The 14,776-nt window shown below is 64.2% G+C and carries 13 protein-coding genes, 1 pseudogene and 1 other annotated feature; all 14 genes and pseudogenes read left to right on the top strand.

The features are described 5' to 3' along the window. Nucleotides 1-205: 205 nt before the first annotated feature. A complete protein-coding gene (locus SKC41_RS31120; protein ID WP_042910019.1) occupies nt 206-1,666 on the top strand; it encodes an aldehyde dehydrogenase family protein in 1,461 nt (486 codons plus the stop codon). A 143-nt stretch (nt 1,667-1,809) separates the two neighbouring features. Beyond that, the gene (locus tag SKC41_RS31115) at nt 1,810-3,285 is read left to right on the top strand and encodes an aldehyde dehydrogenase family protein (protein ID WP_042910020.1); all 1,476 of its coding nucleotides are present in this window, start codon (nt 1,810-1,812) and stop codon (nt 3,283-3,285) included. Nucleotides 3,286-3,700: 415 nt separating this feature from the next. Beyond that, nucleotides 3,701-4,213, top strand: coding sequence for an aromatic-ring-hydroxylating dioxygenase subunit beta (locus tag SKC41_RS31110; protein ID WP_042910021.1), 513 nt, complete (start codon nt 3,701-3,703; stop codon nt 4,211-4,213). Between the two features lie 84 nt (nt 4,214-4,297). Next, the gene (locus SKC41_RS31105; RefSeq protein ID WP_042910023.1) at nt 4,298-5,662 is read left to right on the top strand and encodes an aromatic ring-hydroxylating dioxygenase subunit alpha; all 1,365 of its coding nucleotides are present in this window, start codon (nt 4,298-4,300) and stop codon (nt 5,660-5,662) included. A 55-nt stretch (nt 5,663-5,717) separates the two neighbouring features. Beyond that, nucleotides 5,718-6,509: an SDR family NAD(P)-dependent oxidoreductase gene (locus SKC41_RS31100; protein ID WP_330981497.1), complete on the top strand. Its 792-nt coding sequence runs from the start codon at nt 5,718-5,720 to the stop codon at nt 6,507-6,509. Between the two features lie 55 nt (nt 6,510-6,564). Next, nucleotides 6,565-7,590, top strand: coding sequence for a 2,3-butanediol dehydrogenase (locus SKC41_RS31095; protein ID WP_042910026.1), 1,026 nt, complete (start codon nt 6,565-6,567; stop codon nt 7,588-7,590). A gap of 73 nt (nt 7,591-7,663) precedes the next feature. Next, entirely contained in the window at nt 7,664-9,451 is a 1,788-nt protein-coding gene (locus tag SKC41_RS31090) for an FAD-binding protein (protein ID WP_226069259.1), read from the top strand. Beyond that, on the top strand, nt 9,361-9,726 hold the full coding sequence (locus SKC41_RS31085; RefSeq protein WP_330981496.1) for a 4Fe-4S dicluster domain-containing protein: 366 nt from the start codon (nt 9,361-9,363) through the stop codon (nt 9,724-9,726). Before SKC41_RS31090 ends, SKC41_RS31085 begins: the two co-directional genes overlap by 91 nt. Nucleotides 9,727-9,824: 98 nt before the next feature. Continuing rightward, on the top strand, nt 9,825-10,820 hold the full coding sequence (locus SKC41_RS31080) for a WD40/YVTN/BNR-like repeat-containing protein (protein WP_330981495.1): 996 nt from the start codon (nt 9,825-9,827) through the stop codon (nt 10,818-10,820). Then, nucleotides 10,817-11,998 carry an aromatic ring-hydroxylating oxygenase subunit alpha gene (locus SKC41_RS31075; RefSeq protein ID WP_042910028.1) on the top strand — a complete coding sequence of 394 codons (1,182 nt, stop codon included), beginning with the start codon at nt 10,817-10,819 and terminating at the stop codon, nt 11,996-11,998. The genes SKC41_RS31080 and SKC41_RS31075 overlap by 4 nt, the downstream gene beginning before the upstream one ends. A 41-nt stretch (nt 11,999-12,039) precedes the next feature. Further along, complete coding sequence (locus SKC41_RS31070) at nt 12,040-12,489, top strand: aromatic-ring-hydroxylating dioxygenase subunit beta (protein ID WP_226069261.1); 450 nt, start codon at nt 12,040-12,042, stop codon at nt 12,487-12,489. Nucleotides 12,490-12,518: 29 nt separating this feature from the next. Beyond that, nucleotides 12,519-12,917, top strand: a complete 399-nt coding sequence (locus tag SKC41_RS31065; RefSeq protein WP_042910030.1) for an SCP2 sterol-binding domain-containing protein — start codon at nt 12,519-12,521, stop codon at nt 12,915-12,917. A gap of 573 nt (nt 12,918-13,490) precedes the next feature. Then, nucleotides 13,491-13,613: a hypothetical protein gene (locus tag SKC41_RS31060; protein WP_257790317.1), complete on the top strand. Its 123-nt coding sequence runs from the start codon at nt 13,491-13,493 to the stop codon at nt 13,611-13,613. A 125-nt stretch (nt 13,614-13,738) separates the two neighbouring features. Beyond that, nucleotides 13,739-14,684: pseudogene (locus tag SKC41_RS31055) on the top strand (IS3 family transposase); the annotation flags it as partial. Continuing rightward, nucleotides 14,038-14,168: a sequence feature (AL1L pseudoknot), on the top strand. Its footprint overlaps the pseudogene before it by 131 nt. Nucleotides 14,685-14,776: the final 92 nt, after the last annotated feature.

The following is a 14,776-nucleotide window of genomic DNA, read 5'->3' as shown; positions in this document are numbered from 1 at the left end:
CTGTGTGCGATCGACTGCCACGTCGATGCGATCGTCGTCAGCCACGCACTAGTAATCCCCGACCCATTCCTTCCCCAGGTCGCACCCCTCCACCCAAACCCCCAACCAGAGGCGCCCGGGAATGACGTCCAGGACGATGCGCCGCACCCCGCCAACCGCTAGCCGCCGCCTGCGCGGGCGAACGGCGACCACCGAGGAGGACCTTATGATCAACGCCAAGCTCATCATCAACGGACGCGAGGAGACCTCGGAGCGAGCGATCGAAGTTGTTAGTCCGGCGGATACCCGAGTGGTCCTCGGTGCGGTCCCCGACGCCACTTCCGCTCAGGTCGATGAGGCTGTGGAGGCGGCTGCCACGGCTTTCCCGGAGTGGTCGTCACGTCCGCTGGAAGAACGGCAGGGGGCGCTTCTCGCGGCAGCCGGAGTGATCCACGACATGATGGAGGAGTACGCGCCTATCCTGAGCCGGGAGAACGGCAAAATTCTCGAAGAGTCCAATATCGATCTGGAGTTCGCCTCCGCCCTCTGCGGCTACACCTCCAGCATCGCCGCCGAGGAGTTAGCCGACCAACAGATCCGGGACACCGGCGGCACGACCCTCATTCGGCGCCGGCCGATCGGGCCGGTGGCCGCTGTCACGCCGTGGAACTTCCCAGTCGTCTTGTCGTTCATGAAGCTTGCTCCGGCACTCGTCGCCGGCAACACTGTCGTTCTCAAGCCGTCGGAGAACTCGCCGTTGGTACTAAGCGAAATCATTCGGGCTCTCCAACAACACTTCCCGCCAGGTGTGCTCAACATGGTCACCGGTGGCGACGTGGTCGGGCAGGCACTGGTCGCACACCCGGCGATCCGCAAGATCGGTTTCACCGGTGGCATCGACACCGGCCGCAAGGTCATGGCGGCGGCGGCCCAAGACATCAAGCGGTTGACGCTCGAACTCGGCGGAAACGACCCGGCGATTCTGCTCGATGACTTAGATCTCTCACCGGCGACGATGCGCCAGATCGCCAAGGGCGCGTTTGCCACCACCGGCCAGGTGTGCTTCGGCGTCAAACGGATTTACGTGCCGGACCGCATCCACAACCGCTTCGTCGAAGCCTTCGAAGCCGCGGTGGACGAGCTCGTCGTCGGCCCCGGCGACGACCCGCGATCCACGATGGGTCCGCTCAACAACGCGCAGCAGAAACACGCGGTCGAAAAATTGGTGGACGATGCCCGGGCCAGCGGTGCTGTCGTCACCACCCTCGGTCAGCGTCTCGACACGGCGGCTTGGGAGCATGGCCATTTCATGATGCCTAGCGTGGTGACCGGCGCCGACCCTCGGCTTGCGCTTGTCGAAGAGGAGCAGTTCGGCCCGGCGGTGCCGGTGCTGCGGTATACGGAGCTTGACGAGGTGATCAGACTCGTGAACCGGTCCAAGTATGGGCTGGCCGCCTCGATCTGGACCGCTGACGAAGAGCGCGCCTTCATGCTCGGCCGAAGGCTCGACACTGGCTCAGTGTTCGTCAATAGCCATACCTTCACCTCGCTCGACCCCCGGGCGCCGCTCGGTGGGGCGAAGGGGAGTGGCCTCGGTCGCGAGTTTTCGCCGGCCAGCCTGCACGAATACACGGAATTACAGACCATCAGCCGCCGGACTGGCCCGCCCGGTCCGCCGCTGGCCTGATCCGCATAGTCCCCCGATCAGATCATCCCAGAACGAGGTGCACAAATGATGTGTGTGGAGGCGGATCCGCCGCGGTGCTGCGGTTGCCAACAATACGTCGACGTCACTGCGGACGTTCGCGACAGCGTCCTGTTCGTGTCATCGTGAGCACCGCAGCGGGTCCGGCGCACCGGTATGTGGATCGCGACTGGCGGGTGGTCGTCTCCGGGCGGCAGCGTAGCGCGGCGCGGCGCTACGTCACGGAGAGCCCGGCGACGGAGCAGCCGCTCGCCCAGGTGCCCGACTGCGCGCCCGAGGACGTCGATCACGCGGTGGCCGCGACGGAGGCCGCGCAGCGTGCGTGGGCGCGGAAACCGCCACGGGAGCGGGCGCGCCAGTTGCGTGCCTTTGCCGAGGCGCTGCGGGAGCACCGCGAGGAGTTGGCAACCATAGACGCGCTCGACGGCGGTTTCCCGATCACCGCGATGCGACTCGATGTGGATGCCGCTGTCGACTATATCGAGGTCATGTGCGACCTCGCGCTCGACCTGGGCGGCCGCACGATCCCGGCGTCGGGGCAGCACCTGCACTACACCCTGCAACAGCCCTACGGCGTCGTCGCAAGGATCGTCCCGTATAACCATCCGCTCTTTTTCGCTGCAGCGAAAATCGCAGCGCCGCTGGTGGCCGGGAACGGTGTCGTGCTCAAGGCCCCCGAGCAGGCGCCGCTCTCAGCGCTGCGTATCGGTGAGATCGCTGCCGAGGTCTTGCCGTCGGGGCTGCTAGTCGTCCTGACCGGTCGTGGATCAGAGAGCGGGCGGGCTTTGGTGCGGCACCCGCGTGTTCGTCGCATTGCCGTGATTGGGTCGGAGCAGACGGGTCGATCTATCCAGCACGACGCCGCCGATACGGGCGTTAAGGATGTCACGCTCGAGCTCGGCGGCAAGAACGCGATGCTCGTTCTGGCGGACGCCGACCCAGTGCGGGCCGCCGCGGGTGCGGTCTTAGGGATGAACTTCACCGCCACCATGGGGCAGTCCTGCGGGTCGACGAGCCGGCTCCTCGTTCACCGCAGCCTGGTAGACGAGGTACTTGAGAATGTGCGATTGCTGGTCGAGCGGATCCGTATCGGCGACCCGCTCGCCGACGAAACCGAGATGGGACCGCTCATCACGCGCGTGCACTATGAGCGGGTGCTGGACGCGATCGATAGCGCGAAAAGGGCTGGGGCCGAGGTTGTTACCGGTGGTGGCCGGCCGGGCGGCATTGGGGACCGCGGTTACTTTGTGGCTCCGACGGTACTTGCAGCCGTGTCTCCCGACAGCGCCGTTGCGCGAACCGAAATCTTCGGTCCAGTCCTGTCGGTCATGACCTTCGACGACGTCGGTGAGGCGGTCGACGTCGCCAACAGGGTCGAGTACGGTCTCACCGCTGCGGTGTGGACGGAGAACGTCGGCATGGCGCACTCCCTGGCGTCCCAACTGGACGCCGGCTATATCTGGGTAAACGGTTCTTCCCGCCATTTCTGGGGAGTTCCGTTCGGCGGGTTCAAGAACTCGGGTATCGGCCGTGAGGATAGTCTCGAAGAGCTCGTTTCTTTTAGCCAGACCAAGGCCGTCAACGTCTTGCTGCCCGACTGACCTGATTGGCGGGCCCCGGCGTCAGATGTTCGTCTGATGCGACTCTCGAATCAATCAACAATGGCTGGATAGCCCCGGGCTGTTGCCGTCGTCGTAACGACCCGCGAGCCACCTGCTGGCTGCTGCCCGGACGATCCGTGTTCGGCGGCTGGTGCCGCCTCACCCTATTCGACCCAGATGCGGATCGGGATCTAACTAACAACGTTCCCAACTTGGTTCGGGACTGTAGCTGTCGGATTCTCGACGAGTTATCCGGCGCGACCTGCTGGTGTCTCCGCTTACCCTGCTGCTGGTTGACGATGAAGTGAGATCTGTCTATTATTCTCGATAACGGAGAGGCTATCTGCTGGACAGAGATCGTGGGTGGTCACTTGTCGCCCGGGACACTGTCGGGCTGTGTGAGGAGAGGGATCTGATGAGCAGCGCTGCCACGGTCGATCGCGACACGCACCAGGCCGTCGAGGCGTTCATGTTCCGGGAGGCCGAGCTGCTCGACGGCGGGCGTTTCCGGGACTGGTTGGAGCTTCTGGATCCCGAGATCCATTATGTGGTGCCGGTGCGCACCACTCGGGAGGACGGCGCGGGCTGGGTGCGCGCAATCGCGCACTGGGACGATGACTACACGGGCTTGGAGATGCGGGTGCTACGCAGCGAGACGGATTTCGCGTGGGCGGAGTTGCCGCGGTCGCGGACCCGCCACTTTGTGTCAAACATTCGGACGTCTGCGGGACCGGGCGTACAAGAGTTGACCGTGCGGTCGAATCTGTTGTTTTTCCGCAGCCGCGGGGACAGCGGCCGGTGGGATTTGCTGTCGGCTGAACGTCTTGACGTGCTGCGTCGCACCGACGGGTCGCTGCGACTTGCCCGGCGCGAGGTTCTGCTCGATCACTCCACGCTGCCGATCGACAACCTGTCGGTGTTTTTCTAACCGAAGCTCACGTTGGGAACATCGGCACACGCGTCCCGTCCTGCTACCTGTCGCCCACCGCCGCATCCAGAAAGGCACAACCCCGTGACCACCGACACCGTCCAGACAACCGACACGACCGATCCTTACCTGCAGCGCGCGTTGTGCGACACCGCACAGGCCCTTGAGACCGGGCGGGTGCCAGCGCGAATCGTCAGCGATCCGCTGCTGCATCCGGTCGAGATGCAGCGGATCTTTGGGCGCGCTTGGGTTTTCCTCGCACATGAATCGGAGATCCCTCGCGCCGGGGACTTCGTCGTGCGCTACATCGGGACTGACTCGGTGATCGTCTGTCGGGATGATTCAGGCCGGATCCAGGCGCTGTCGAATTCCTGCCGGCACCGCGGCGCCCTCGTGTGCCGAGCGGAGATGGGCAACAGCAAGGACTTCCGTTGTCCGTACCACGGCTGGGTATACAGCAACACCGGCGAGCTCGTCGGCGTACCGGCGATCACGCAGTCATATAAAGGCTTCAATAAGTCCGAGTGGGGGTTGCGCCACATCCCGCAGCTTGACTCGCACGCGGGATTCATCTTCGGGAGCATCGACCCGGCGGCGCCCAGCCTGTCCGATTATCTCGGCGACATGACGTTCTATCTCGACCTCATCGCGAAGAAGACCGCAGGTGGCCTCGAGGTGATAGGTGCCCCGCACCGGTGGGTTCTAGGGGCCAACTGGAAGACGGCTGCCGATAACTTTGTCGGTGACTCCTACCACACTCTCTTTGCGCACCGCTCCATGGTCGAGCTGGGTCTAGCCCCGAACGACCCCATGTTCGCGAGCGCGCCCGCGGAAATCTCGCTGCAGAATGGCCATGGCGTTGGTGTGCTTGGTTTTCCCCCTGCACTAGGGGAGTTTCCGGAGTTCGAGGGGTATCCCGACGAGGTCGTCGACCAGATGGGGGCCGCGTACCCCAGCGAGACGCATAAAGACCTTTTCCGCCGATCGGCGTTCGTCCACGGCACGGTGTTCCCGAACTTGTCGTTCATCAACGTGGTCCTCTCGGCTGACCACATGTCGCCGCCCACTCCATTTATCACGTTCCGAGTGTGGCGCCCCCTCTCTCATGACCGGATGGAAATCCTTTCTTGGTTCCTGGTCGAGCGAGATGCTCCTGACTGGTTCCGCGACGCATCCCGGTCGGTGTACGTGCGCAACTTCGGCCCCGGCGGGGTGTTCGAGCAGGACGACGCTGAGGTTTGGAAGGCCATCACCGAGTCCGTCCAGGGTCAATTCGCCGGTGAGGGGCTGCTGAACTACCAGATGGGCATGCACCTGGAACCCATGACCGACTGGCCCGGGCCGGGAGAGGCCCTCCCGAGCGGGTACGCCGAGCAGAACCAACGGCGATTCTGGGCCCGATGGCTGGAATATATGAGCCAGCCCCCTGCGCCCCGCGGGTGCGCTTAATGACGACCGTGATGAAGGCGGGGGCCGGGCACGTCGGTTCGACGATCGAGGACAGGTGAGCGTTACACAGCTCAGGTCCGGCCGGGTAGCGATTGTCACCGCGGCCGCAGCGGGGATCGGTTGGGCGATCGCCGAGCGGTGGTGCCGCGACGGCGGGAGCTGTGTCATGGTCGACACCGACGCAGCAGGCCTGGACGCGGCCGTGACCGAGCTGGCCGCGCGCGGAACACGGGTCTGTGGCGTGGCCGGTGACGTCTGTCGCCGCGGTGTCGCCGACCGTGTCGCCGAGCGCGCGCTAACCGAGTTCGGCCGCCTCGATGCGCTGTTCAACGTCGTCGGGGTGAGCCTGGCCCGCAATGTCGAGGAGATTTACGAGGAGGAATGGCGCAGCCAGCTCGATACGAACCTGGGCAGCGTCTTTCAGATGTCCAAACCCGTGATACCCATGCTGCGGGCGGCGGGCGGCGGATCGATCGTCAACGTTGCGTCGACGGCGGGGATCGTAGCTGAGAACAGGTGCTCCGCCTACAGCGCGAGCAAGGGTGGAGTCGTGCTGCTCACGAAGAACATGGCCCTCGACTTCGCTCGCGACAACATCCGCGTGAACGCGATCGCACCCGGAGGCACCCGCACGCCTAGGATCGAACGGTTTCTCGCCGAGCACCCCGAACATGCCTCGATGATGGCTGACATCTGCGCGATGCAGCGTTTCGCGCAGCCCGAGGAGGTCGCTGCTCCGGCAGTCTTTCTTGCCTCGCCAGACGCGTCTTTTATCACCGGCGCCGTGCTGGCGGTAGACGGCGGCATGACCGCAGGGGTGCAGTTCCGGGCGTTCGAGGACATGTGAGCGCGACACCGAACCGCCGCCGACGGCGGACTCACGAGAGGACCGGTTGAGCTGGATGGATGCGATCGTTCTCCGGGGTAACAACGACGTTGGGGTGGAGTCGATCCCGGATCCGACACCGCTGGCGAGTGAGGTCGTCATCGAAGTGGCAGCGACCGGGCTGTGTGGAACTGACCTTCACGAATACGTGTCGGGCCCCACCTTCTCGCAGCCACCCGTCGTGCTTGGCCACGAGATCTCCGGCCGGATCGTGGAGGTCGGCTCGGGCGTCGACCGGTCCCGCATCGGCGAAGGCGTCACAGTCATCCCGATGGATTTCTGCGGCAGCTGCCACTATTGTCATCGGGCGCTTTACCACTTGTGCCTCCGCCCGGAGTGGATCGGCCTAACGCGCGACGGGGGCCTGGCGTCCTACACGGCGGTGCCGTCTCGCCTCGCGATCAGGGTGCCGGACGCGGTGGACCTTGAGGCGGCCGCACTCACCGAACCCACCGCAGTAGCGTTTCATGGGGTGCGCCGGGCGGAACTGCTCCTCGGCGAGACGGTGCTGGTCCTTGGGGCCGGGGCACTAGGGCTGGCGGTGATCCAGTCTGCGCGCGCTGCCGGGGCCGCGCAGATCTACGTCACGGAGGCAAGCAGTGTGCGCGGCCGCCTAGCCCAGGACTTAGGCGCCACGGTGGTTCTCGATCCGCATGACCCCGCGACGACCGCGCGGATCCTCGAGGAGACCCGTGGCGCTGGGGTGGACGTTGTCTTTCATGCGGCGGGCAGCCCCGAGGCGTTCGCGCAGGGCCTCGACTGCCTGCGCAAGCAGGGCCGCTTCATGGAGATGTCGTCGTGGGCTGGCACAGCCCCGCTCGACGTGAACAGGCACCTGCTCAAGGAGATACAGCTGCGGATGGTCTTTGGTTACGACATGTTCAACGATTTCCCTGCCGTGCTCGCAAAGATGGCCGACGGGGCAGTCGCGCTCGCACCGCAGATCACCACCCGGGTGCCGCTGGGTAGGGCCGTAGTGGAGGGTTTGGGCGGGCTGGTGGAGGGGCGTGAAGGTTTGGTGAAGGTGTTGGTGAAGCCGTGAGTGGGGTTGTGTGGGTCGGGTTTTGGGTTTTTGTGTGTTGTGCGGTGGATGAAGGGAAGAAGGAGTGGTTTTGGTGAGTGTGGATGGCGGGCTGGAAGTTTCGGTGGAGCAGTGTGACGTTTTGGTGGTTGGTGGGGGGATTGGTGGGGCGCGGGCGGCGTTGCGGGCGGCGGAGTTGGGGTCCTCGGTGGTGTTGGTGGAGAAGGCGGTGGTTTCTCGGGCGGGGCCGATGACGTATGTGCATAGTCAGTACGCGCCTGATCACCGGGTGGACGGGGAGGAGATGGTGGAGTGGATGCGTGAATTTGTGGTGGGGAGTAATTATTTGGCGGATCAGGATTGGGTGCGCCAGTACATCGCCGAGGCCTATGACCGGGTTAATGAGCAGATCCAGTGGGGTGTGCCGTATTCGACCCATGAGGATGGGTCGCTGAAGTATGTGACGGTCCGGGGGCACAATCTGGGCACGACGCTGGGTGTGGATGGGCGTGTCTGTATGGAGATCCTCAAGGAGAGGATGAAGGCGGCGGGGGTGCGCCTGTTCGAGCGGGTTGATGTGATTGACCTGCTGACCACCGATGGGTGTCGGCCGACGTCTGGCGCGGTGTGTGGTGCGGTGGGGGTCAATGTGGTCACCGGTGAGCGTCATGTGTTTACTGCGGGCAGCGTCATCCTTAACACGGGTCCTTGGTATCCAAAGTTGCATTACGCGTTTGCTGACCATTGCAGCGGGGAGGGGCATGTGGCGGCGTGGCGGGTGGGTGCTGAGTTCGCTGGTATGGAGTTCGGTCAGTTTGCTGCGTGGAGTTATTTCAATCGATCGTTTTTCACGCCGGGTCAAGCCAAGATTCAGGGGATCGGTGGCAAGTTCTGCAATGCGGCCGGCGAGTACTTCATGGACCGCTATGACCCGATCTGGGGGGATAAGGGCGGGTTGTTCACGATCGCGCGGGCGATCATGACTGAGATGGTGGAGGGCCGGGGGCCGTGTTATCTCGATTTGCGTCATGTCGCGCAAGCTGATCTGGATGTGCTTTATGAGGTGTCGCCGACCGTGCGACGGGCTTTCACCGAGTTTGGGGTTGATCCTTTGACGGATCTGCTGGAGGTGACCCCATTCATCGTGTTGGGTACGAGTAGCACCAGCGGTCCGACGATCGATTTGGATGGGGCTACCACGGTGCCGGGTTTGTATGCGGCGGGGTATGGCACGGCGTGCCCGCATTTGATGTCGGGGATTTCTGGGAGCGGGATTTCGAGTTTTTCTGCGGTTGCAGGATATCGGGCGGGCACCGCGGCGGCCGCGGGGGGCGGGGGTACGGTAGCGCGCACGGTGTGGGAGGAGCAGGCGAGAGAGAGTTTCGCTGAGTATTTCGCGCCGATGAGCCGGCTGCGGCAGGTGCGGCCCGTTGATGTGTGGAAGGCGATCGGCGAGGCGACGGCCAACCCGGCGTTTGCTTTGTTTAAGACAGAGGCGCGGATTGATGAGGCGCTCACGGAACTGTACCGGATCCGGGATCGGGTGCTGCGCTATGTTTTCGCGCCGGACTATCAGGAACTTAAGAAGGCGCACGAGGTCCGCGCCTATTTGACGCTGGCGATCATCACCTGTGAGGCGATGAAGCGGCGCACCGAGAGCCGCGGGGAGCTGTTTCGGATCGACTATCCCTATGCCGACAACGATGAGTGGCTGAAGTGGCTGCTTGTGCGCCGCGGTGCTGGCGGGGAGTTCGACCTGGAGTTTCGTGAGCAGGTCCTGCCGATGCAGACGTGGCCCGTGCAGGCTCCGGCGGGCCGGCACCCAAGTCCCTACACCGTGCCAGAAGGCTACCGCGAGCAGGAGGAGGTGGTGGTTCAGTGATCGAAAGTATCGACGAGACGACCTGTGATGGGTGCAACGTCTGCATCGACAGCTGCCCGACGGGGGTGATCCGGTTGGTGGAGGGTGACCAACCCTGGGCCACCACTAAGTGGCGGGCCCAGATCATTTACCCCAATGACTGCCATTCCTGCCGGCTGTGTGCGATCGACTGCCACGTCGATGCGATCGTCGTCAGCCACGCACTAGTAATCCCCGACCCATTCCTTCCCCAGGTCGCACCCCTCCACCCCAACCCAGAGTCCCAACCAAATTAGGAGGTGGCGTCATGCCTGTCATAGCGACGAGCCGGGGTGTGTTCACCGTTTCCCCTGATGGTGCTGTCCGGCCCTGGCCCGAGCTACCGGGACAGGTCATGGCTATGGTCGCCCGAGGCGACAGCGTCGCCGTCGCGATATATAAGCAGGGAGTGTTTCTCGCCTCGGCGGGCGCGAAATACTGGCGCGACCTCAGCGACGGCCTCGCGTACCGCGACGTGCGCGCGTTGGCCCTCGACCCGCACACACGCGGCGCGCTGTACGCGGGGACGGAGCCCGCGCACCTGCTGCGGTGGGAGCACGGCGTGTGGACCGAGTGCGGTAGCTTGCTCGACTTGCCTGAGGCGAAAAGGTGGAGCTTTCCGATCCGTCCCGGGGTCGCGCACGTCCGGACTATCGCCGTGCACCCGCTGGAGGCGGAGGTCATCTACAGCGGGATCGAAGTCGGATCTCTCCTGGTCACCAAGGATCGAGGGCAGACGTGGGAGGAAGTCAACGGGCTCGGCCACGACATCCATCGCGTGCTCCTTCACCCTGGGGCCCCGGAACGACTGATCGTCACGACAGGCCTTGACACGAAACCGTACCGCGGCGGCCAGGGCATCTACCGCAGCACCGACCGTGGATTCAGCTGGGAGCAGTCGAACAACGGACTCGGACAGCGCGTCTACACCGAAGACGCCATCGTGGTCCACCCCACCGATCCAGACGTGATCTTCGTCGCCGCCGCCGACGGCATCCCGCCGAAGTGGGCCGCGATTCGCCTGCTGCTGATGGGGGCGCTCAACGGCAATGTCTACTTCCTCTCGCCGTCCAAGCTGCGCCGGCGCCGCGGCGCCGACGTGGGATTCTTCCGCAGCGACGACGGGGGCACGACCTGGTTCCGGCTGGGCGCCAAAGAGGATGGCCTGTTCGACATGGTCTGGGCGCTAGAGGCCGAGCGCACCGAGGCCGGTGGGCTTCGGCTCTACTACGGCACCACGGGGGGCGAGTTCCGCGTGTCAGAAGACGAGGGCCAGACGTGGACAACGCTCGCCGACGACCTGGGCGCGGTAACTCATATCGTGACCCTGGCGAATGGAGCCGAGCGGTGAACGGTGAACCGACACTGGAATTCGACCATGCGCAAACGGCCATCCGGAGGCGCTTCGCATCGGCCGCGGACATACCCAAGGAGGTGTTCAGCGACCCCGATGTCTATCGGGAGGAACTCACCCGGATCTTCTATGGACCGTACTGGCATCCGATCGCGCACCGGGCCGAACTGTCCGAACGTAACGGTTTTCGGACGCGTTGGCTGGCTGATGTGCCGCTGCTCGTGGTGCGCGGCGCCGACGACCGCATCCGAGTATTCGTCAACTCCTGCGCGCATAGGGGGACGCTGCTGGAACAGCGTCGGTGCGGGGTGACGGAGCGATTCGAGTGCCCGTACCATCGGTGGCTCTTCAACAATGACGGGCGGTTCGCGGGCGCGCCCCGCCGTATGCAGTTTCGCCCGGACTTCCGAGAGCAGGACTATGGCCTGCGGGAGCTGCACGTGGTCGAGTCGTGGGGGCTGATATTTGTCAGTATGGCCGAGCAGCCCCCGGCTTTCGATGACTTTCTCGGGGAGACCGCTGCGCCGCTGAGCGAATGCATGGTCGATGATGGCAACCTGACGTTACTCGGCTACCAGACGGTGGTGTTCCAGAGTAATTGGAAAACCTATATCGACAACGATCCTTACCATGCGCCGCTGCTGCACCGCGCGTTCAAACTGCTCAACTGGCAAGGCGGCAACGGCAGGATCGTGGTCAGCGAGCCGTATGGTCACATGTCGATTCTGTACGACTCACAGCCCTACGTAGACAATGGATTTCTGGCTGATCCAAGCGTGGTCACCCGGATGGGAGACGACAGCCGGGCTCGCGTCATCGCCTTACGGCCGGTCACCGGGGTCGTGCGCCATGTCGACACCATCAATGTCCGATACGCTCGACCGCTCGGGGTCGACCGCACCGAGGTACGCTACACGTTCTTCGGCCACGAGGATGATAGCGAGGAGTACACGCGCCACCGAGTCCGCCAGTCCTCCAACTTGCTGGGCCCGAGCGGCTTCATCAGCATCGAGGATGCCGCGATCTACAACCGCGTGCAGGCGACCGCGCGTGATGGGGGCTACCAGCGATTTGTAGCCGGCGTCGGCAGGCCGTTATCGGATTCGTCGCAGAACGACGAGGTCGCCAACACAGGCTGGTGGGCGCACTACCGGGAGGTGATGGAATTTTGCTGACGCCGAGTATTGAAGATCGACGGGCACGCGCCGCTTACCTCGTGGACGAGCTGCTCGGGGCCTATGCGTGCGCAGTCGATGAGCGGGACTTCACGGCGTGGCTCGACTTGTTCGCGCCGGAGTGCGCCTACCAGGTGCACGCGATGGAGAACGTCCGCGAGGGGCTGCCGCTGGCATACATGATGGACGACTGCCGGGAACGGCTGGCCGACCGCGTGAAGATGATTGACGAAGTATGGGCCGGCACCATCGAGCCCTATGACACCCGCCACGTTCAGCAGCGCACGGCATTACGGGAGCTTGGCGAAGACCGCTGGGAGGTGCGGTCCAACGTCATCGTCGCTTACACCAGCACCTCCGGCGAGGCAGGGATCCTGCTTAGCGGCCACTGCGAGGACGTCGTCGTCCTCGACGGTGAGAACGCGCTGTTCCGGAAGAGGCTCGTGGTGGTCGACAACACCCTGCCCCGCTATCTGGTTTATCCCGTCTGACCACAATGAGTTAAGGAGAGGATCACTCTATGAATGCCGTCGCGTTGATGTCACCCGAGTGGGCACGGGCCTACCGCGGTCTATGGAACGGCTCGCCCGAGATCCAGCAGGGCGCCAAGGAGCTGACGATGTTGATCGAATGGCGGGTCGAGGGTGAAAGCGACCGCATGTCGCAACTGGAGATAAAGGAGGGTGAGGCTGTTTACGGTGGGGGACCGATAGAGGGCCGCACGCCCGACTTTGTCCTCACCGCGACGGCGAGTAAATGGCGCCGGGTCGCAGCCGGCGAGATCAGCGTGGCCAACGCCATCGCGACGCGAAAAATCAAGTTCGTTGGTCCGGTCAAGGTGGCCATGTCGCACTTGCCTGTGCTGAGCGCCGGACTCCGGCTGGTAGGGGAAGTCGACGGACTCGACTGGGGGGATTGATCCGGGGCTACCACTTCGCTGCTCATGTCGTTCACCAGCCAGATGTGGCCGAAACCTTCGAAGAGCTACCCAACGAGAGCGGCGACTACGATAACGATGTCTCCGATGGCCAGGCTGCTGAAACAACTAGATTTCGGCGCGCCTGAGTTTGGTTATGAACTACTTTCTGCCGGCCCTTCGACCTTAGCCAGGCAGATGTAGTTGCCGACCTGCGGCAGCCGGTTCGGATCACCATCGCACTGCGCGACGCCGGATCGCCGCGGTGATCCCGCAGCCCCTAGACCCGATGGCCCACCGGAACGGGCGCGGGTCAGAAGCGCACGCCCGCCGGCTGGGGTTGACCCCTGATGGTGGACACCTGACCGGTCGGACTGCTAGTCCTGCGGGAAGGATGTCCGCATGTCGGGCACGCGTCGCAAGTACCCCCCCGAGTTTCGGGAGGAGGCTGCCCGCCTGGTGATCGAGACCGGTCGCCCGGTGGCGCATGGCCGCCGAGATCGATGTCGTTGAGCAAGTGCTGCGGCGTTGGGTGCGCCTCCAACGGCAAGTGGTCGCGGCTGGCGAGATGCTCGGGTGTCGGATGCTGATGAACGCGCAGAGTTGGAACGTCTGCGCCGTGAGAACGCCGAATTGCGTGTGAACCGTGAGTTTTTGAAAAATGCCGCGGCCTTCTTCGTCTACGAACACACCCGGTAGATGCCTACCGGGTGATCGAGGCGGAGAAGGCCACTTACAGCATCAAGCGGATGTGTGAGCTGCTGGAGGTGTGAATCGCCCTGGAAATCCTGGAGGCTCCAGACCTTGGAAACGAGGATGGAGTCATGCCGAAGGAACAGTCGCCAGGGAAGCCCACGGCCCGTAGGTACAGCCCGGAGGAGAAGGCTGCTGCGGTGCGGATGGTGCGGGCGTTGCGCGCCGAGTTGGGTACCGAGCAGGGAACGCTGGCGCGGGTAGCCCGTCAGCTCGGCTATGGGGTTGAGTGGGTGCGGGCCTGGGTGCGCCAGGCCGACATCGACGACGGGTATGCGCCCGGTGTGAGTACGGCGGAGTCTGCGCGGGTCAAGGATCTTGAGCAGGAGGTCCGAGAACTTAAGCGGGCCAACGAGATTCTGAAGCGAGCGGCCAGTTTCTTCGGGCGGAGCTCGACCGCCAACACAAGAAATAGTCGCCTTCATCGACGCTAACCGCGACGAGTTCGGGGTCGAGCCCATCTGCACCGTCCTGCGCAGCGCAGGGGTGTCGGTGGCCCCGAGCACCTACTACGCGAATAAGGCGCGTCTACCCTCGGCGCGAGCCTGCCGCGACGAGATCATCGGTCCGGCGTTGCGGAAGCTTTGGGAAGACAGCTATCGCGTCTACGGTGCCCGCAAGCTGTGGAAATCGGCACGTCGGGCTGGCCACGACATCGGCCGCGACCAGGTGAGCCGGCTGATGCGGTCGGCCGGCATCCAGGGGGTGCGGCGCGGTAAACGGGTACGCACCACCAAGCCGGACTTGGTCGCGCCGCGCCACCCGGATCTGGTCAACCGAGAGTTCACCGCGACCGCGCCCAACCAATTGTGGGTCACCGATCTGACGTTCGTGCCGACCTGGGCCGGGGTGGCCTACGTCTGCTTCATCGTCGATGCCTACTCCCGGATGATCGTCGGCTGGCGGGTCGCGTCGAACATGCGCACCACCATGGTGCTAGACGCGTTGGAGATGGCGCGCTGGTCACGCGGAAACACATTGCCGGGCTTGAGATGTCACTCCGATGCTGGGTCTCAGGGCGGATTCAACTGGTGGTCGCAACACCTCGTGATCGTGGAGGTGTTGGGTGGTTCGTCGTCAGCAGGCAGCAGATCGGGCGATCAGGCCCA

The sequence above is a fragment of the Mycobacterium sp. 050128 genome (assembly GCF_036409155.1).
Classification (GTDB): Bacteria; Actinomycetota; Actinomycetes; order Mycobacteriales; family Mycobacteriaceae; genus Mycobacterium.
The sequence above is the reverse complement of the archived record's forward strand: the minus strand, read 5'-3'. Positions and strand labels throughout refer to the sequence as shown.

What these genes read in the sequence shown, in the direction of transcription:
- SKC41_RS31120 (WP_042910019.1), top strand. Translation starts at nt 206, where the DNA reads ATGATCAACGCCAAGCTCATCATCAACGGACGCGAGGAGACCTCGGAG.
- SKC41_RS31110 (WP_042910021.1), top strand. Translation starts at nt 3,701, where the DNA reads ATGAGCAGCGCTGCCACGGTCGATCGCGACACGCACCAGGCCGTCGAG.
- SKC41_RS31095 (WP_042910026.1), top strand. Translation starts at nt 6,565, where the DNA reads ATGGATGCGATCGTTCTCCGGGGTAACAACGACGTTGGGGTGGAGTCG.
- SKC41_RS31080 (WP_330981495.1), top strand. Translation starts at nt 9,825, where the DNA reads ATGGCTATGGTCGCCCGAGGCGACAGCGTCGCCGTCGCGATATATAAG.
- SKC41_RS31065 (WP_042910030.1), top strand. Translation starts at nt 12,519, where the DNA reads ATGAATGCCGTCGCGTTGATGTCACCCGAGTGGGCACGGGCCTACCGC.